Raw genomic sequence first — 20,259 nt, 5'->3', positions numbered from 1 at the left:
TATATCATTAAAGTTTAACGAAGCCTAAAAACTCCTAACTACTTCCAACGCCTTAAAATAAAACCCACCTTTTTATTGGTGTTTTTATTCTCAGAATAGCCACCAGTAATATGTTTTGATGGCATCGCAAGTCCTTTACTGATTAAAGCCTTTATTTCGTCGGCATATTCCAAAATTACTTTAACGGTGCAAAGCACACTTAAATTTTTGCCCTTCTGGTAATAATCATTTACTTTTTTAAGCCTCCTCAAACACGAGTAACATTTTGTAAACCAGCTACATGTGTGCGAATTTACGACGATATTTAAGGGTGTTTTACTTGATTTTTTTAGAAAAATTAACGATTTTCGTTTACGCCTTGGTATCAGTCATTAAAACGGACGTATATCATTGAATTCGTAGTACATTTTGAGAACAACTGAAATTATGACAAAAAAATATTGGAATGAAGAATGGAAAAACATAGTGTTTGACGATGGAATTGCCGAAAATGAACAGTTCAAAATATCAAATTACGGGCGCATTTTAAACTGTAAAGGAGAAACCGAATTTGAAATCAAAAAATCATTTATCAACGGATATCAAAACCTCCCTCTAAAGCAAAAAAGCGGAAAATCGACCAGCAGATACGTTCACAAACTTGTGGCTCAACATTTTCTTGAACAAAAGGACGGCATTTATGTCATCCATCTGAACTACGACAAAACAGACAATCACGTGGAAAACCTTAAATGGGCAACCAAAAGAGAAAAAGAACTTCATCAGTTTAACAATCCAAATTGGAAAGAAATAATAAAAAAAAGAAGTCGTAATATTGGAAAATTAAACAAGGGGAAAGTAAAAATCATTAAACGTCAATTAAAAAATAATAGAACTAGGATTAGTATGATTGCAAAACGCTTTGGGGTCTCTGACACACAAATTCATAGAATAAAAAAAGGAGAAAATTGGAGTCAAGTAACCCTATAGTAATAACACCTAATAATAGCGCGTATGGCTTATTCCGGTTGCATGTATCTTAGAAACTAAATCGTTTTTCCTTTCCTTTGATTATATCAGAAAATCATAACTAATTTTACGCAACAAGATCATAGTCGAGACCGTTAAACGACGTCTAAAAAATAGTACCTACTTCAAACTCCTTAAAATAAAATCCACCTTTTTATTTGTGTTTTTATTCTCAGAATAGGCACTAGTTATATGTTTTGATGGCACCGCAAGTCCTTTACTGATTAAGGCCTTTATTTCGTCAGCATATTCCAAAGTCACTTTTCCTGTGAGCAGCAAACTTAAATCTTTGTCTTCGTGGTAATAATCATACACTTTTTTAAGACCGGTTAAATACAAATAATCTTTTGTAAAGCCGCCACCTCTATGTGCACGAACAGTGATGTAAAAGGCAGCTTCTCGATCTAGATCGTACTGATTATGTAACATCCTGAACGTTCTTGAAAACGTGTAACCTTTGGCCAAACTGTCTACTGCTATGACCCGATAGGCCAATTCCTTTAATCGATTTACTGTTAAATTATTACTCATATACTCCGCAAATACAGCCAATCCTTCTTGTGTTTCTTCATTGTTAGGAAACCCATGAGAAAATATCTTTAATGGATGTAATAAGCCATTCATGGTAGTTACCATATGTACGCCAATTTCATGATTGGTTAAAACGGCAATTTCATTATCTGAAAACGTGTGATTTGTGTTGAGCACCAAGGTTTTTATATTATTCAAAACCATGGCTATAGCCGATATCTTATCAGAATGTTTTATCTCATAATTAAACGCAAAGTTTTCTGAAAAACGTTTAAAAAACACTTCCGATTCCTCAGCTGAATATTTTGGTTGAAATTTAGCCGCTTGTTTATCTTCATCCTCAAAATGCAAAATAAACTTAGCATTCTCAACGTCCTTTTCGGTAGGTGTACCAAAACAATGCAGACAATTATAGTAAAACTTTTTACCATCACCTATGGTTTCTATACATTGAATTAAACCCGAGTAGGCATAAATGATGTCTTCATACAGATCCTTAATTAAGGGATCCTCAATACGCTCTATAGGTTGTGTAAATAGTTTTCTATGGAGTTTAAACTTATCAAAGTTGATATCAGGATATTTAAAAACGGGCGCTTTTAAATATTTGGAAGAAAAAAAGCGTTCTTTTTCTTCCTCGATATTTACGGGATTAACATAACTTAATAATTCTATTTGCTTGACTAAAGCATCAATGTTATTATCTATTTCTAATAATGCCGTTGTTTCCGCATTAATTTCAACCTTCATAATCCTTACTTTTTAAACCTGCTGTAAACCTCGTTTGCATGTTGAGGGATACGGTCAATTAATTCTTTCTCCACTAATGCAACCACTTCAGGATAAATAACTTGTTTATATTCATCACAATATACTTTGGCAATTTCGGTAGCCAAAACTAAAGTATTTTTGAATTTTGAGGTTATAAATTTTAAAAAATAACCGTTTCCTTGAAAGGTATCATTGATTTTAGCTGTAGAAGCAATACTGTAGGGAAATTTAATCTCAGATAAACTATGCCTCCAATCCTCAATAACAGCTTCAAAACGTTCATTATCCAAATTACGCGTGCCTAAGTTCCATGTAGGTACTTCCCTATCCCAACGTTTCCAATTATAACTATGCATATCATAAACGGTACAAAAGCCAAACTTTAATTCTAAAGTTGAGACGAGTGCACTTACAACCTCATAAAATTGCTTATGCTTTAATACGCTTTTATTTTTCATTGCTTCCGAGAGTGGTTTATGCCAAAGCTGCTTTCCCCACGCGGTTTCAAAAACAGCATCCTCCGGAGCACGGTTTAAATCATATTCAAAACGCGAATCACATCCTGAAATAACAATGGGGTGAGATTGTATCATCTGTTTTGTCTCTGGATCTTCTTCATACCAGCGTTCATATGCCGTGTGTATGCAATTCTCCCATAATTCCTTTCTAAATTGATGTCCGTTATGAATTGCTGCACAGGCATAAGGGACATATTTTTCAATTTTTATAGTAAACGAATAATCAAAAGCTACAGCCTCAAAAACCTTTTGGCTTTTTATATTTTCAATGATTTGATGAATAGAAAGTTGCTCCATAACCTAAACATTTACCAAGCTCCCCCATTCTGTCCATGAGCCATCATATACTGAAATATTCTTATAACCGGCTATAGTTGCCCCTAGAGCCAATACACAAGCAGTTATTCCGGAGCCACAAGAAAAAACAATGGGGTCATCCTTGTCGGCAAGCATATAAAAGGCTTTTTCTAATGCCACTTTTGGCTTTAATAAGCCATCTTCTAATAAATCTGTAAAAGGCAAATTTACCGAATTCGGAATAGTACCCATACGCAATCCTGCTCTAGGCTCAGGTACCTGACAATTAAATCTTCCCGAAGCGCGTGCATCAATAATAACGTGCGTTTTAGCTTCAGAAGCCTCTTTAACATCATCAAAAAACCGCATATAATTTGGATTTAATTCCGCTATAATATCACCTTTTAGTCCTTCATATTGAGACATCCTTTCGGTGGCAAAACCTTCTTGTTTCCAGATTGGAAAACCACCATTCAATACGGCTACATTATTAAAACCAAAGGCTTTAAATAGCCACCATACACGGGCACTAGAATAAATACCTTTATCATCATAAACCACAATAGCACTGGCATTGTTTATGCCTAAAGCCCTAGCCTCACTTTCAAACTGATTTTGAGAAGGAAAAGCACTTGGAAAAGGATCTGAAACATTACTAAACTTACCTTTTATATCAAATAACCGCGCATTAGGAATTTGAATCTGTTCGCTATTAAATGATTTATTAATAGTGCCATCAAGGATAATAAGGTTTTCGGCATGTTTATTTTCATTCAGCCATGCTGCCGAAACAATTGGAGAGGATAATGTGATCATTGCAATTAATTTGAAATATAGATATATCTAAAAAGGAAATATTACTAAGCCTCTTCAACAGCCTTTCGCAATCGCGTACGCCTATCAAAAGCTTCTAACTTATCAAGTACTTTCATTTCAAGGAAATCAATAACTTTTTCTTCTATTTTTATTTTCAACTTATAGACCTTATTGATATAAGTAATGCCGCCAGGAGACATCACATTCACCTCAACTAATTTTCCACCAATAACATCAATACCCACAAAATACAAACCATCATTTACTAACTTTGGTCCTATTTGCTTGCACAATGCTTTTTCTTCCTTAGTTAAACTGTGTCGTTGCACACTTCCTCCGGCAGAAACATTGGAACGGTGATCATCATTTCCTGGTACACGTTTCATAGCACCAACAGGTTCTCCATTAAGCATGAGTATTCTAATATCCCCTTGATCTGCACCTTCAATATAATCTTGCAATATCACATAGTTTGATTTTCCATCACTACTATTGATATAAAAATCTAACAACGAATTAATATTACTCATGGCCGACTTTTCTATCAAAATAACACCTGAGCCACCAAAACCATTTAAGGGTTTTAAAATCATTTTATCGGCAGCGGATTCTTTTATTTGTTTTATTAAGTAACGTTTACTTTTAGATACATGCGTAGCCGGAATGATATTACTATGATTATCACCAAATGCAGCCGTATAAAGCTTATTATTCGCTTCGCGCATACCTTGTAAGGAATTCATAATAAAGACATCATCCTTAACCGAATCTAAGAAGTTTAGCATTAAAGGATCTAAAGGAGGGTTTGCTCTAAAGAAAATGACATCAAAACCAGCCAAAGGAAGCATTTCCTCTCTTAGTTTAGCCTTATTATAAAACGACTTTAATGAACTGGGTGTTTTTTCTAACCTGCCAACTACGGTACAATTAGCTGTTGTTACACTATTCCTAATGGTAAGACTTGCCGGTGTACACATAGCTACACCATGTTTTCTTTTTACACATTCCTTGATTAATGCCAAAGTAGTGTCATTCTCAGGATCTATCTCTTCCCAAGGATACATGATAAAACACACATTCATATTGCAATTGTTTTAGGTTATTTACTTATGCTTAAAGTTATAAATTTATTTCACTTCATCATAATTATCATCCCATTCTTTGGGTTGTGGATCATGCAATTTGTTTAATGATTTAGCAACCATCATAGAAACCGTAGCATCGCCAGTAACATTCACAACGGTACGGCACATATCAAGTGGCCTATCAACTGCAAAAATTAAGGCGATTCCAATAGGAAGTAACTCTGCTGGAAAGCCAATAGATTCAAGTACTATTACGAGCATAACAAGACCTGCACTAGGCACAGCGGCACTGCCAATAGAAGCCATCAAGGCCGTAATTATAATTATAAGTTGATTTGAAAACACTAAGCCTTCCGGCCATATTACTTGCATAATAAACACGGCTGCAATGCCTTGATATAAGCTAGTTCCATCCATATTTACCGTAGCGCCTACCGGTAAAACAAAACCAGAAACCTCTTTATCTACCCCCAAATGTTCTTCAACACGCTCCATGGTAACTGGAAGTGTAGCTGCACTACTACTGGTTGAAAAGGCTAACAATTGCGCGGGACTTATTTGCTGTAAAAACCACAGTGGTGATTTTTTGACATATACACCAATGAGTAAAAGATAAAAACCAATCATTAAAACTAGTCCACCAATAACGCATAAGCTATACCATAATAATTTAATAAGGATTTCAGTGTCATCAAAAGCAATAATCACATTCGCTAGAAGTGCAAATACTGCATAAGGCGCAAAAAGCATGATGAGGTCCACCATTTTCATAACGACTTCATTTAGCGAGTCAAAAAAGTCTACAAGTGGTTTCGCCTTTTTTTCGCCAATGAGTAGCAAGCAAATACCAACAAATAAAGCAAAGAAAATAATTTGAAGCATAGAAGCTTCTGTAAAGGATTTAAAAATATTACTAGGAAAAATATCCACTAAAGCTTGGAGTGGACCTGCTTCTTTTTGAGCTGTCGCTTTTGCCAATTTATCTGTAACTCCAGCATCATTTTCATACTTTAGTTTGATTTTTTCAATAGTAGTTTGGTCCATACCTTTCCCTGGCTTTATTGTATTTACAATACTCAATCCAATAATAATGGCTACTAAGGTCGTTCCTATATAAATTCCTATAGTTCTTAAACCCATAGATTTTATTTTAGAAATATCCTTTAAATCGGATATACCTTTAATTAGAGAAGCTAAAATTAGCGGTACGGCTATTAATTTGAGAAGATTAATGAAGATGGTACCAAAGGGCGCTATCCAGTCAGCTACAAACCCCTTGCCTCCAGCAATATTATTCATTATAAAACCAAAAATGATTCCAAGAACCATTCCTATAATTATCTTCCAATGCAATGCCATTTTTTTCATATGCTCCTTTAATATTTAATTGCGATACAATATAGGTTTTTTTAAAATTGTTCAAAGCATTTCTTAAAATGGATATTTAACCGAATTTAAGAATCAAAACATGTGATTTTCCAACGGAATATCTTTAGAATGCTTTTTAACCAAGCCAATAAATGCTAGATATAATCCATTATTTGCCTCTAGAATGAAGTACATCCGTATAAAGGTGGTTAATTTATCCAACGCCTTTGAAGTCTTAAAAGCTAACCGAAACTAAATATAGAAAAGGGCTATGGTTCGCTGACTAACCTTTAATATTTAAATTTAATCCCTTGCTCAAAATCCAACTAAAACCTAGAAAAAACAAGTTTTGTTTACTTCAGAATAAAATAGAAATAGAATACTATATAGTAATCCCTCAAGTACCTTCTACTTGTACATTTTATTTATTAGTAAAAAGTCTGCTATAACCAATGCAGCCATAGCTTCTACAATAGGCACAGCTCTTGGAACCACACATGGATCATGACGTCCTTTACCTTGCATCTCAACAGTATTACCGGCTTTATCAATGGTTTCATATTTCTGAATAAGCGTAGCTACGGGCTTAAAAGCCACGTTAAAATAAATATCCATGCCATTACTTATGCCGCCTTGAATACCACCAGAAAAATTAGTTTTGGTAGAACCATCATTATTAAATGAATCGTTATGGTCACTGCCATACATGGTACTGCCGTGAAATCCGCTGCCATACTCAAAACCTTTTACAGCATTTATAGATAACATGGCTTTACCTAATTCAGCATGCAGTTTATCAAAAACAGGCTCTCCAAGACCTACAGGTACGTTTTTAATAACACAACTCACAATACCACCAACAGTATCTCCTTTACCACGGACTTCTTTGATATAGGTTTCCATTTTTGCCGCCATGTCTTGATCCGGACACCTAACAATATTAGATTCAATTTGTGTGAGATCTAAATCCGTATATGGTCTATCAATCTGTAGCTTGCCAACGCCTGAAACATAAGCCTGAATTTCAACCCCTTTAATTACTTGTTTTGCAATAGCTCCTGCTACAACTCTACAAGCTGTTTCTCTTGCTGAACTACGGCCCCCACCACGGTAATCCCTAATACCATACTTCTTGTCATATGTATAATCAGCGTGACTCGGTCTATAACTGTCTTTTATATGCGAATAATCATGAGACTTCTGGTTTGTATTCTCGATAACAAAACCAATTGAAGTTCCTGTAGTAACCCCTTCAAAAATTCCAGAATGGAACTTTACCGTATCCGGTTCTTTACGCTGTGTCACAATGGCTGATTGTCCAGGTTTTCTTCGGTTTAACTCATTTTGAATTTCATCCAAATCCAAAGTAATACCTGACGGACATCCATCAATAACGCCTCCTAGTGCAGTTCCATGAGATTCTCCATAAGTGGTAAGATTAAATAGTTTCCCGAAAGAATTTCCAGCCATAATTTCAATTTTTCGCTAAAATAAAGCTATTCCTAGAAATAAGGAAATGAAATAGCCTCTTGTTATTTATTAATTCTTATAGTCTTAAGTAACCTTTATTTAACAAATTGCTGATATTTAAATAATTAAGACATAATAATGAATTAATATTAAGACCATTACTTTGTAAAGTATAAAGACAAATACATTGAAAATAAAAAGAAAACTTGAAATTGCAGTCATATCCGATGTTCACTTAGGTACATACGGGTGTCATGCCAAGCATTTATTAACTTATTTAAACAGTATTGAGCCTAAGAAATTGATATTGAATGGCGATATCATAGATATTTGGCAATTTAGTAAACGGTATTTCCCAAAATCACATTTGAAAGTCATCAAGAAGATAATGACCATGGCTTCCAATGGCGTTGAAGTTATCTATATAACCGGGAATCACGACGAAATGTTAAGAAAATTTAGTAATACAACCATAGGAAATATTTCTATCGTAGATAAAGCAGTATTGGATTTACACGGAAAAAAGGCTTGGTTCTTTCATGGCGATGTTTTTGATGTTTCCATACAGCACGCTAAGTGGTTAGCAAAATTAGGTGGATATGGCTATAATTTTTTAATCCTTATCAATAGACTTTTCAATTGGTATTTAGATAAACGGGGGAAAGCACGTTACTCCATATCAAGTAAGTTGAAAAACGGCGTTAAAGGTGCTATAAAATATATTCATGATTTTGAAAGTGTAGCCGCTGAGCTGGCTATTGAAAATGGCTATGATTACGTAGTTTGCGGACATATACACCAACCTAAAATGGAACATTTTGAAAACAAAAACGGTAAAACCATCTACCTTAATTCCGGCGATTGGGTTGAAAACTTTACCGCTTTAGAATATCAATTTAAACGTTGGAAAATATACAATTTCAGCAAGGATAAACTGACACCTTTTAGTATAGAAGACGAATTCAATGACCTTGAATACGACAACCTTAACTATTTAATTTCAGCGATAACTATTGTTGATAAACCCTCAAATAAAAAATCAAATTAAAGCTGCTTTTAACACACTAATAGGGTGTTTGGCTTCTCGCTGAGTACCATCTTTAATCTGATGTCTACAACTTGTACCATTTGCAGCTATAATAACCTCTTCTGATGCTTTTCTTATAGCAGGAAATAAGGTTTGCTCACCTACGGTCATACTCACCTCATAGTGCTCTTTCTCATACCCAAAACTACCAGCCATACCACAGCATCCGCTTGGTATAATGGTTACCTTGTAATTGGCTGGTAAATTTAGAACAGAAAAGCTTGAAAGTTGATTAACCATGGCCTTTTGATGACAATGTCCATGAAATTTCACTTGTCTAGCCTCTTTAGTAAACTGTCCCGAATGTATATTGCCCAATTCAATTTCCTGCTGAATGAACTCTTCGATCAAAAAGGTGTTTTTTGCAATAGCCTCTGCTGATGTTTTATCGTCTGCTAATCTTATATACTCATCCTTAAATGTTAATATCGCAGAAGGTTCAATACCGATAAGCGGCGTATTTTCCGAAATAAAATCTTTAAATAGTGCGACATTTTTATCTGCACAAATTTTTGCTTGATCTAAAAAACCTTTAGATAAAAATGTCCTTCCCGATTCCTCATTATTAATGATTTTCACTTCATAATTTAAGGATTCCAAGAGATCCAGGGCGTCAATGCCTATATCCGTATCCAGTAAATTTATAAATTCGTCATTAAACAAATAAACCGTTTTAATGTAGCCTTTACCCTTTTGTCTGTTCTTAAAAGCGTGATAATGTTTCTCCAAGCTAGTTGAAGAAATAAAAGGTAGATTTCTTTGTTTCGCAACACCAAAACCTTTTTTAAGTAAACTAGCGCTTAATTTATTTGAAAACATAAAGTTTGCCAAACTTGGCACCATACTCCCAAATTTATTGAGTTGATTATTATAGGCAAACAATTTTGTTCTAAGCGAACTTCCATTACTTTTCTGATATTGATATTGAAACTCTGCCTTTAAAGCCGCCACATTTACACTACTAGGGCATTCACTAGAACAGGCTTTGCAACTCAAACATAAATCAAATACATCTTTCAGCTCTTTGTGATCAAACCTGTTTTCTTTATCAGAATTCGTCAAAAACTCCCGTAAGGCATTTGCTCTCGCCCTAGTGGTATCCTTTTCATTCCTAGTGGCTCTAAAACTAGGACACATGGTTCCTCCAAATTCGGGTAACTTTCTACAGTCTCCAGTACCATTGCATTTTTCAGCTTCTCTTAAAATACCAAGTGATTTTGAAAAATCCAGCAGCGTTTCAATTTCTGGTTCTTCTCTATCCGCTTTATATCGTAATGATTCATCCATAGGAAATGCATCCACAATTTTACCGGGATTGAAAACACATTCTGGATCAAAGACCTCCTTTATCTGTTTTATAATTTCATAGTTCTCATAGCCTATCATTAGCGGGATAAACTCAGCTCTAACAATACCATCCCCATGTTCACCGCTCATTGAACCATTATATTTTTTTACCAAATGGGCCACATCGGTAGTTATTTTCCTAAAGAGCTTTACATCCCCACTTTGTTTTATATCTAAAATGGGTCTTAAATGAATTTCCCCAGCTCCAGCATGTGCATAATATATGGCGTCTTGCTTGTAGCCCTTCATAAGATCGGTAAATTCAGAAATATAATTGGCTAAGTCTGGCAATGCTACTGCAGTATCCTCTATACAGGCCACCCCTTTTTTATCTCCAACAATATTACCCAATAACCCCAAACCGGCACTTCTTAAGTTAATGGCTTTATTAATATCCTCACCTCTTAAAACAGGGTAGGCATAACTTAACCCAGTATTCTTAATTTCTTTAAGCAATTTATCTGCTAAAACCTCAACTTCTTCTTGACTATTGGCCTTGACTTCACACATTAAAATAGCCATAGGGTCACCGTTAATAAAATAACGATTTTCTTGTTGGGTTTTATTATGCTTTGTACAATCTAAGATGGTTTTGTCCATCATTTCACAGGTGTACAAATTATGTTTCATTACCGGTTGAACAGCCTCTAAACACCTTTGAACGCTATCAAAATGTGCCGCAATCATAATGCTTTCCTTTGGAGGAATCTTGTCCAACTTTAAAGTTATTTGTGTGGTAAAAGCTAATGTCCCCTCACTTCCTGAAAGTAGCTTACACATATTGAACGGTAATTCTGATTCCTCAAAAACATTGGCATTGATAAGCGCATCAATTGCATAACCTGTATTTCTACGATGAATTTCTGGTTTTGGGAATTGCTCTTTAATGCGCGTTTTAACCTGATCTGATTTTAAGGCATTAAACACTTTATTATAAATGCGCCCTTCTAAACCTCCACTGTTTAATTTATCATCAAATTCTTTATTAGACAAGTTTCCAAAAACAGCTTGACTTCCATCACTTAACACGGCTTGAATTTCTAATACTTTATCGCGAGTAACACCATATTGTATTGACGTCGTTCCTGATGAATTATTACCAACCATGCCGCCAAGCATACATCTATTAGAAGTAGACGTATTAGGTCCAAAAAACAAATTATAAGGTTTAAGATAATTATTAAGAACATCCCTCACAACACCAGGTTGAACAGTAACCGTTTGATCCTTTTCATTAACTTCAATAATCTTGGTAAAATACTTTGATACATCAACCACAAGTCCTTCACCTACACATTGACCTGCCAACGATGTCCCTGCCGTTCTAGGAATTAAAGAGGTTTTATTGGCCTTCGCAAATTGAATAAGCAATTTAATATCATTTTCATTTTTTGGATAAGCCACGCCTAAAGGTAGTTTTCTATACACCGAGGCATCTGTGGCATAAATGCTTTTTGAAAGATTATCAAAAAACAATTCCCCTGAAAATGTTGACTTTAAAATATTTATTGTCATAAACTAAAATTTGTAATACAAGAACTTCCTGAAGCGCTAAATTCCTATTACTTTTGAAGCTTTATATTAATAAGGTCAATATACTTTAAAAAAAGAAAATTTTAATAACAAACACAGAAAATTAAGAACTTATGAAACATTTAATTTTAGCCTTTTTTATGATTGCCTCAGTTGCCTTAAGCGCCCAAGAAATAGGTATTCGCTTTGGTCAAGTTTCTGGCTCCAACAATGTAGCTGTTGATGGTATAATCCCAACAGGTTCTGGTAGAATTCATGCGAATGTATCCTTTGGTGATGGTGTTGGATTGGATGCCTTATGGGACCTGTTATACAAACCTCTAGGCGAAGACAATCTTAACTGGTACGTTGGCGTTGGACCTTCTGCTTATTTTGGAGACAAGTTTTTACTTGGAGCTAGTGGAGAAATAGGCTTAGAATATACGTTTGATGCACCCATTTCCATAGGTGTAGATTACCGACCAACATTTTGGATTGTAGAAGATACCGATTTTGAATGGGGTGGATTTGGACTTAATATTAGATATCGATTTAATTAAATTACCTCCTTTAGTCGAACAAATAAAATGAAGCACCTATTATAGGTGCTTTTTTTTTTACAGCTAGATAAGTGGTAAACCGCCGAAATTAAGGACTTTCTGAAAAAAAACACTTTTCTAAGAACTTAACTAAAGAAAGAATATTTTCATTTCTCTTCTAACGTTTGTATATTCCAAAAATTAAAAGCCCTCTATGAAATTACAAACCTACCTCTATTTAACTGCCATATTTATCTTATTTTCCTGTACTTCGGAAAAAAAACTAGCAGAACATGATATACCTTTTGATAATCCCTCAATAGCTGGGCCTATTAATTTTGATTTAGAGGCCATTAAGAAAAGGGGTGTTTTAAAGGCAATTGTAGTTAGTGGACCAACTAGCTTCTTCATATATAGAGGTGAAACTATGGGGTTTGAGTATGAACTTTTAGAACGTTTTGCAGATGACATAGGGGTTACTTTAGAAATTGTTGTAGCAAAAGATTTTAGTGTTCTAGGCGAATGGCTTAATAATGGCAAGGGTGATATTGTTGCACATGGTTTCACGCCCACTCTAAGTAGAAAAGAGCGATTTACGTTTTCGAACTACTTATACCTAACCAAACAAGTTCTTGTTCAAAAAAAACCAGATAACTGGCGGGATTTAAAATTACATGAAATTGATGGCATGCTTAAGAATGACGTTATTGAATTAATTAATGATACGGTTAGTGTGAGAGCCAATTCTTCATACAAAATGAGACTTGAAAACTTAATGGATGAAATAGGTGATGTTATTCATATTGATGAAGTTAATTCTAATATCACAACAGATGAGCTGATTGGCATGGTAAGCACAGGTGAAATAAAATACACCATAGCAGATAATACATTGGCTCAAATGCACGCCTATAACTTTAAAAACCTTGATGTATCCGTTCCTGTGAGTTTATCGCAAAAGGCATCTTGGGTATTGAGGAAAAACGCCACTGGCCTAAGTAGTTATTTAAACGAATGGGTGTCTAAAATAAAAAACACTACCGACTATTATGTAATATATAACAGGTACTATAAAAACAAAAGGACAATAAAAAAGCATATTAAAAGTGATTATTTCTTAAATAACACCGGAAAACTTAGTCCTTATGATGACTTAATAAAGAAATATGCAAAAGATTTACCTTGGGACTGGGTCTTATTAGCCAGTCAAATATTTCAGGAATCTAGGTTTAACCCGAATGCCAAAAGCTGGGCAAGTGCCCATGGCTTAATGCAAATTATGCCTTCTACTGCCAAAGAATTAGGCGTTTTAGATACCTCTAGCCCAGAAGAAAGTATTAAAGCCGGTACTAGATACCTTAAACAACTTTGGAATGAGTGGAAATCAATACCAGATAGAAATGAACGCATTAAATTTACTTTAGCAAGCTATAATGCAGGCATAAATCACGTTAAAGATGCCGTGACATTAATCAAACTAAATAAGGATGGTAATCAAAATATTTGGGATGAAAATATTGAAGCGTCCCTCCTTAAACTTACCTATAGAAAGCACTATACTAAGCCCGGTATAAAATACGGGTATGTGCACGGTATAGAACCCATTTCATATGTAAAAGATATTTATGAACGTTATAATTTGTACAATCAAATTCTTGAAGCACAATAAATCATTTTCTATGATTTATTTGATTTTCAGTAATAATCAATATCTTTAGAGAAGAACCAACAACTAAAATTATGAAATTAGGAGCCTTTTCAGTTAGTCTGAGTGTTAAAGATATTAATGCCTCAAAAACGTTTTATGAGCATTTAGGATTTTCTGTTTTCGCAGGTGATATTGATAAAAATTATCTGATAATGAAAAATGGAAATTCACTCATAGGCTTGTTTCAAGGGATGTTTGAAAATAATATTATGACTTTTAACCCAGGTTGGGATGAAAACGCTAACACGTTATCAGATTTTGACGATGTTAGGAGTATCCAAAATCATTTAAAAAACCAAGGGATTAAATTAACACAGGAAGCAGATGACAGTACCACAGGTCCTGCAAGTATCGTTTTTATGGATCCTGACGGCAATACAATTTTAATAGATCAACATGTATAATTTTAGAGCACTAAGCATTTTGCTAAGGTGTCTTTATAAATTGCTTCATACATAGGTACAATAGCATGTAAATCAAAATTCAAAGATTGTTTCCTTGCTTTATCCTTAAAGGTTTTTAATCGCTGTTCATCCTCTAGAATATATAAGGCATTTTTGGTCATATCTTCAACATCACCAACCGGACTTAAAAACCCCGACTCACCATGAATATTCACTTCCGGAATACCGCCTGTATTACTAGAAATTACAGGCACCCCTGAAGCCATTGCTTCTAATGCCGCTAATCCAAAACTTTCCGTAAGTGATGGCAACAAAAACAAGTCGCTAAAGCATAATATTTTATCTATTTCATTACTTTTTCCAAAGAACACCACTTTATCCAGAATACCTAGTTCTTGACAGGTAAGCTCTACTTTTTCCTTCTCTGGCCCCTCACCTATAAACATGAGTTTTGCAGGCATTTCTTTTTGAATATTATAAAAAACACTAATCACATCTTGTACACGCTTCACCGGACGCAAATTACTAATATGTGTAATTATCTTTTCATCATCATTTGCCATCATACCGCGCTGACAATCTGTAAAACCATGAAGGTTATGTTTTTCTAAATCTATAAAATTAGGCACCACACTAATGTCCTTTTTTATATCAAAAAGACGCATCGTATCATCTTTTAAACTTTGAGAAACAGCTGTAACGGCATCAGATTTATTAATACTAAACGTTACCGCCGGTTTATAAAATGGATGACTACCTACTAGAGTAATATCTGTACCATGCAGCGTGGTTACAATAGGTATATAAATATTTTCTTCTTGCAGCATCTTCTTGGCCATATATGCTGCATAAGCGTGAGGAATAGCATAATGCACATGTAATATTTCAATACCATGAAGCTTAACCATATCTACCAATTTGCTCGATAAAGCTAGTTCATATGGCTGATAATGAAACAACGGGTACTCCGGTACATTAACTTCATGGTAGTGCACATTATTGCTTATAAGTTCCAGCCGTACAGGTTGGTTATAAGTAATAAAATGAATTTCATGGCCACGCTTAGAAAGCTCTAAACCAAGTTCAGTAGCTACAACACCACTACCTCCAAATGTAGGGTAACATACAATACCTATTTTCATATACTTTTTTTTAATGCCTCAATTTTACAAGTCCAAAAAAATAAAAATTTAGACTTTCAAAACGAAAAACTACAGATCCTTTATTCTTCTATTGCCTCATATATGAGACGTTGTATTTCAGTTCTAATATTCTCCCTTAACAATAAATTTTTTCCTGCATTAGGGTAAGTTCTATTCGCTAAAAAGATATAGACAATTTCTTCTTCAGGGTCTGCCCATGCGTAAGTCCCAGTAAAACCAGAATGTCCAAAACTAGTCATTGAAATACAACCACAAGTAGGACCAGCATCGCCCAACTGTGGCTTATCAAAACCTATGCCTCTTCTATTGTCACTTTCACAATAATAACAGGTGTTAAATTTATCTATAGTTTCAGGTTTTAAATAACGCTTTCCACCATAATAGCCTTTTTGCAGGTACATCTGCATAATTTTGGCAACATCATTTGCATTACTAAAAACCCCTGCATGCCCGCCAATACCACCTTGCATTGCTGCTCCCATATCATGAACATAACCATGTACTTTTTGATTTCGGTAATAGTCATCAATTTCTGTAGGTACAATTTTCTTACTACTGATGTTGTGGTATGGATTGTACATGGTATAATTAGCCCCTAATGATTCATAAAAATGTGATTGAACCAATTGTTCTAATGTTCTGTCGTAATGCTCCTCTATAAATTTCTTTAAAATATAATAAGGAAAATCACTGTAGCGGTATTTAAGTTTACTTAATAATTCAGAATCTTTTATAATTTCAGGGATAGAATCCTGATAATCCGTTCGTAAAAACAAATTTCTTGCAACCTCCACCTCAAAAGCATCAGATCTACTAGATCGATAATATTTTGCATCAGGCTTTTTGGTTATCGAGTCCAGTGTTTTATAATAGAAGGGTTCCCAAGGCCTTAACCGCGCATAATGAGACAACATTTCTTTTACAGTAATATTTGCCTTATTAGAATCTCCATATTCCAAAAGTAATTCTGATAGTTTTGAATCTAGTGAAATTATACCTTGCTCTTCCAATTCCATGGTTAAAGGCAAAGTAGCTAATATTTTGGTTAAAGAGGCTACATCATAAATATCATCAAAACCCACTTCTTCTTTGCCTTCGTAGGTATGTTTCCCAAAATTTTTATTATAAATAACCTTACCGCTTCTTGCTATAAGAAGTTGAATCCCTGGAGTCATTTTTTTTTTGACAGCATAATTTGCTATCGAATCAATCTTTTTTAATTTCTCAGAACTCATGCCAGCGCGCTCGGGTATTGTATAACTTAGTCTTTTAAGGGCATTGGTAGAAATTCCAGAATACATTAAGAAATGGTCTCCAATGGATACAGGCAGTCTTCCTTGAGATGGCAGCGCTCCAAAAACAATTTGAGCTGACTTTTGTTGTGCTATCTCACTATTTTGATAACTAATTACAATACTGGCTATATTATCAATGCTTTTCAACTCAGCAAGTGCATAAGGTTTTACAAAAACATCCAAAATAATAGTATGCGTCTTTGAAATCTCTTCTATCCAATCAATCTCTGCTTCACTAAATTTATAAGACTTCCAAGGATTGTCATTAGAACGATGGAACCCCACAATTACAGTGTTGTACGGTTGTAGCTTACCTTTTAACTGGCTAAGGCTGTCAGCTGAAATGGCATGTACTTTGGCATATTTTTTTAGTTCATTAAAAAAAGTAGAACCAGAATCATCACCTAATTCCACATAAGCAATACTTTTAGTTTCAAGCTGTCGCAGTGGTAGTATGTCATTTTCGTTCTTTACAATAGTAATGGCGCTTTCCATTAAAACTTCATATAACGCATCGTCTTTTAATCGGTTTAAATCTTGAGATAGATTTTCTAATTGAATAGGTTGATAATTATGCAAGCCTACCTTATATTTTGCTTGAAGCACTTTTTTTACAGATAATGCTAAGCGCTCCTCGCTAATTTCTCCATTGTTGTAGGCGTTTGTTATTTTAGAAATACCAAGGCCAACATCTTCCGACATGAGCATGACATCATTCCCTGCCATAAATGCCGCCAAATCAATAGCGCCTGTTTCACTAAAGTCTGATGCGCCTTTCATTGTTAAAGCATCTGTAAAAATAAGACCTTGAAAATCGAGTCGTTCTTTTAAAATATCCGTAACGATGTATTTAGACAAAGAAGACGGATAACCTGGTTTAGATTCCAAACTAGGCACATTTAAATGTGCTACCATAACACTGGAAAGACCTTCTTTTATTAATTTCTTGTACGGATACAATTCTACCGAATCAATGCGTTTTTCGGTGAAGTTTATAGTTGGTAAGGTTTTATGCGAATCTTGATCTGTATCGCCATGGCCTGGAAAATGCTTCGCATTGGCTAAAACTCCAGCACTTTGCATGCCGTTCATAAATGCCAAAGCCTTATTTGTAACATTCTCTCTACCCTCTCCAAATGAACGATTACCAATTATCGGATTCAAGGGATTGGTATTAATGTCTACAACAGGAGCAAAATTAAAGTGTACTCCTAAACGTTTGCAATGCTCTCCTATTTGCCGTCCTGTTTGCTCAATAAGTTTATTATCCTTAATGGCGCCTAATGTCATATTCCAAGGAAAAGCATAAGTCGAGTCTAAACGCATGCTTAAGCCCCATTCTGCATCCATACCAACAAGCATAGGTACTTTTGATAATTCTTGAAGCTCATTATTTAACTTCGCCTGCCTGTAAGGCCCTCCGTTGGAATAAATAATACCGCCAATACAATAATCCTTTATAATTTGTGAAATTTTCTCCTTGTTAGCTTCATCTTGATTGGACATGACTTGCACCATATATAACTGTCCAACTTTTTCTGATAAAGTCATGGAACCATAAATACTATCCACCCATTTTTGTTGCAGTTCAATGTCTTCTGATAATAAGGGATTCTTTGTATTTTGACTATAGCTATTAAATGCTGTAGTGAAAATCAAAAGTAATAAATATAGATGGCGCATATAAGGAATTCATTAAGAATGAAATATAGTATTTAAAAATACTAATAACCGCGGCAAAATAATACTTTTAAAAGAAGATTAAAAGACTTTAAGACAGATTTAATAAGATTTCAAAACTATCTATTAAATCCATTTCATTAAGATGGTGAAAATATAATTCTAGTCACCAATGTTATCCCAAGATTAACTTTTGATGTTTCTCCTAGAAATACTCATTTATTTCAATTTTATAAGTATAACCGATTTAGTTTCGAATTATTCTGAACTAGTTTTTGATTGTAAAAAAACCATTTAATAATGAAATAATTATTAAACGGTTAAGTATCATTTTATAAATCTACTATGCCAACTCTCGCTAGCTGGTACTTCCCAGTTTTCTCGGAATTCTGAAATATTTGTGACCAGATTATTAAATACTATGGTGTTTTTAGATATGGCTTTATCTTTAGCCATTTTTCTGAAGTCCGTTAAGGATTTATAGGCAACGTACTCACCTTGCTTGTAGGATACATTCATTTTATCCATAAGGTCTACATTATATTCCTTTTCAAGCTGTTGAATAAAATGAACAGACGCATCAATGGAACAGCCGGTCGCCGCATTCATGTTTTGATTTAATCCCAAAACTATAAAACGCTTGTATTCAATAACATAACCAGCCTGTAAATCACTACCATGCGCAGTCCAATTCTCAATAAATAAATCTATTTTCGACTTTAAATCTTCAAGTTCCTGCTCTGAAAACGAACGACTAGCTTGATAAATCCAAACTCTTGACTCTTCTGGTAATGTATTAAAATCTACTAGCATTTTTAGTCTAAAATATTATAATTAATAATTTTATGGATTATAAATCTTGTGCATTTGCTATAAGTTCAGCAATGTCCATAACAGCAACTTCAGCCTCTTTTTCTTTGGCTTTTACCCCATCAGTCATCATAGTGTTACAAAACGGACACCCTGCTGCAATAATTTCTGGTTTAATATCTAAAGCCTGCTCTGTACGCTCAACATTTACCTCTTTATCCCCTTTCTCGGCGTCTTTAAACATTTGAGCACCACCAGCGCCACAACATAAACCATTACGTCTACAATTCTTCATTTCAACCAATTCAGCTTCCAATTTCTGAATTAAATCTCTAGGTGCTTCATATACATTATTAGCCCGACCTAAATAACAAGGATCGTGAAATGTAATACGCTTGCCTTTAAACTTACCACCTTCAATTGTTAGTCGGCCTTCATCTAATAAGGCTTTTAAAAACTGTGTATGATGCATAACGTCATAGGTCCCACCAAGACCAGGATATTCGTTTTTTATGGTATTAAAACAATGCGGACATGCCGTAACAATTTTTTTTACCTCATAAGCATTTAAAACTTCTATGTTGGTTACCGCTTGCATTTGAAACAAAAACTCATTTCCTGCTCGCTTTGCTGGATCTCCGGTACAACTCTCTTCGGTACCTAAAACCGCAAATTCTACATTAGCCTTATTTAAAAGTTTAACAAATGCTTTAGTGATTTTCTTAGCTCGATCATCAAAACTTCCAGCACAACCTACCCAAAATAAAACTTCAGGTTGTTTTCCTTGAGCCATAAATTCGGCCATTGTTGGTACTTTAAGTGTCTCGCTCATATGCTTGATATATTGTTG

Annotated in this window: 17 protein-coding genes; 5 read left to right on the top strand and 12 right to left on the bottom strand. The window is 34.6% G+C overall.

What is annotated here, in order from left to right:
* Window positions 1-38: 38 nt before the first annotated feature.
* On the bottom strand, window positions 39-251 hold the full coding sequence (locus tag IE051_RS18540) for a hypothetical protein (RefSeq protein ID WP_229796689.1): 213 nt from the start codon (window positions 249-251) through the stop codon (window positions 39-41).
* 175 nt (window positions 252-426) lie between these two features.
* Here IE051_RS18540 and IE051_RS00780 point away from each other — a divergent pair, with 175 nt between their 5' ends.
* Window positions 427-969: an HNH endonuclease gene (locus tag IE051_RS00780; RefSeq protein ID WP_189358489.1), complete on the top strand. Its 543-nt coding sequence runs from the start codon at window positions 427-429 to the stop codon at window positions 967-969.
* A gap of 159 nt (window positions 970-1,128) precedes the next feature.
* Here the strand turns inward: IE051_RS00780 and IE051_RS00775 are convergent, their stop codons facing one another.
* From IE051_RS00775 to aroC, 6 genes are all read right to left on the bottom strand, one after another.
* Window positions 1,129-2,289: a peptidase MATCAP family protein gene (locus tag IE051_RS00775; RefSeq protein WP_189358487.1), complete on the bottom strand. Its 1,161-nt coding sequence runs from the start codon at window positions 2,287-2,289 to the stop codon at window positions 1,129-1,131.
* Between the two features lie 5 nt (window positions 2,290-2,294).
* Window positions 2,295-3,125 (bottom strand): N-formylglutamate amidohydrolase, encoded by an 831-nt coding sequence (locus IE051_RS00770; RefSeq protein WP_189358485.1) that lies wholly within the window; start codon window positions 3,123-3,125, stop codon window positions 2,295-2,297.
* A 3-nt stretch (window positions 3,126-3,128) separates the two neighbouring features.
* Entirely contained in the window at window positions 3,129-3,941 is an 813-nt protein-coding gene (locus tag IE051_RS00765) for a sulfurtransferase (RefSeq protein WP_189358483.1), read from the bottom strand.
* A gap of 44 nt (window positions 3,942-3,985) precedes the next feature.
* Window positions 3,986-5,023, bottom strand: a complete 1,038-nt coding sequence (gshB, locus tag IE051_RS00760; RefSeq protein WP_189358481.1) for a glutathione synthase — start codon at window positions 5,021-5,023, stop codon at window positions 3,986-3,988.
* 45 nt (window positions 5,024-5,068) lie between these two features.
* The gene (locus IE051_RS00755; RefSeq protein ID WP_189358479.1) at window positions 5,069-6,394 is read right to left on the bottom strand and encodes a dicarboxylate/amino acid:cation symporter; all 1,326 of its coding nucleotides are present in this window, start codon (window positions 6,392-6,394) and stop codon (window positions 5,069-5,071) included.
* Window positions 6,395-6,802: 408 nt separating this feature from the next.
* The gene (aroC, locus tag IE051_RS00750) at window positions 6,803-7,864 is read right to left on the bottom strand and encodes a chorismate synthase (protein ID WP_189358477.1); all 1,062 of its coding nucleotides are present in this window, start codon (window positions 7,862-7,864) and stop codon (window positions 6,803-6,805) included.
* Window positions 7,865-8,051: 187 nt separating this feature from the next.
* Here aroC and IE051_RS00745 point away from each other — a divergent pair, with 187 nt between their 5' ends.
* A complete protein-coding gene (locus IE051_RS00745; RefSeq protein ID WP_189358476.1) occupies window positions 8,052-8,912 on the top strand; it encodes a UDP-2,3-diacylglucosamine diphosphatase in 861 nt (286 codons plus the stop codon).
* Here the strand turns inward: IE051_RS00745 and IE051_RS00740 are convergent.
* Entirely contained in the window at window positions 8,904-11,813 is a 2,910-nt protein-coding gene (locus IE051_RS00740) for an FAD-binding and (Fe-S)-binding domain-containing protein (RefSeq protein ID WP_189358474.1), read from the bottom strand. The two genes, IE051_RS00745 and IE051_RS00740, sit on opposite strands and share 9 nt — an antisense overlap.
* Window positions 11,814-11,944: 131 nt before the next feature.
* Here IE051_RS00740 and IE051_RS00735 point away from each other — a divergent pair, with 131 nt between their 5' ends.
* The 3 genes from IE051_RS00735 to IE051_RS00725 all read left to right on the top strand — a co-directional run bounded on the left by IE051_RS00735 (window position 11,945) and on the right by IE051_RS00725 (window position 14,461).
* Window positions 11,945-12,370 (top strand): outer membrane insertion C- signal, encoded by a 426-nt coding sequence (locus IE051_RS00735; RefSeq protein ID WP_189358472.1) that lies wholly within the window; start codon window positions 11,945-11,947, stop codon window positions 12,368-12,370.
* Between the two features lie 193 nt (window positions 12,371-12,563).
* Complete coding sequence (locus IE051_RS00730; protein ID WP_189358470.1) at window positions 12,564-14,018, top strand: MltF family protein; 1,455 nt, start codon at window positions 12,564-12,566, stop codon at window positions 14,016-14,018.
* Window positions 14,019-14,089: 71 nt separating this feature from the next.
* Window positions 14,090-14,461 carry a VOC family protein gene (locus IE051_RS00725; RefSeq protein ID WP_189358468.1) on the top strand — a complete coding sequence of 124 codons (372 nt, stop codon included), beginning with the start codon at window positions 14,090-14,092 and terminating at the stop codon, window positions 14,459-14,461.
* Window positions 14,462-14,463: 2 nt separating this feature from the next.
* Here IE051_RS00725 and bshA read toward each other — a convergent pair whose 3' ends face one another.
* From bshA to IE051_RS00705, 4 genes are all read right to left on the bottom strand, one after another.
* Window positions 14,464-15,603 (bottom strand): N-acetyl-alpha-D-glucosaminyl L-malate synthase BshA, encoded by a 1,140-nt coding sequence (gene bshA, locus IE051_RS00720; RefSeq protein ID WP_189358466.1) that lies wholly within the window; start codon window positions 15,601-15,603, stop codon window positions 14,464-14,466.
* Window positions 15,604-15,683: 80 nt separating this feature from the next.
* A complete protein-coding gene (locus IE051_RS00715) occupies window positions 15,684-18,602 on the bottom strand; it encodes a serine hydrolase domain-containing protein (RefSeq protein WP_189358463.1) in 2,919 nt (972 codons plus the stop codon).
* Between the two features lie 324 nt (window positions 18,603-18,926).
* Window positions 18,927-19,412 (bottom strand): ABC transporter ATPase, encoded by a 486-nt coding sequence (locus tag IE051_RS00710; protein WP_189358462.1) that lies wholly within the window; start codon window positions 19,410-19,412, stop codon window positions 18,927-18,929.
* Window positions 19,413-19,449: 37 nt separating this feature from the next.
* Window positions 19,450-20,241: a (Fe-S)-binding protein gene (locus IE051_RS00705; RefSeq protein WP_189358459.1), complete on the bottom strand. Its 792-nt coding sequence runs from the start codon at window positions 20,239-20,241 to the stop codon at window positions 19,450-19,452.
* Window positions 20,242-20,259: the final 18 nt, after the last annotated feature.

Source organism: Algibacter mikhailovii (genome assembly GCF_014651495.1).
Classification (GTDB): domain Bacteria; phylum Bacteroidota; class Bacteroidia; order Flavobacteriales; family Flavobacteriaceae; genus Algibacter_E; species Algibacter_E mikhailovii.
Note: the sequence above shows the minus strand (reverse complement) of the source record. Positions and strands in the feature narration are given on the sequence as shown.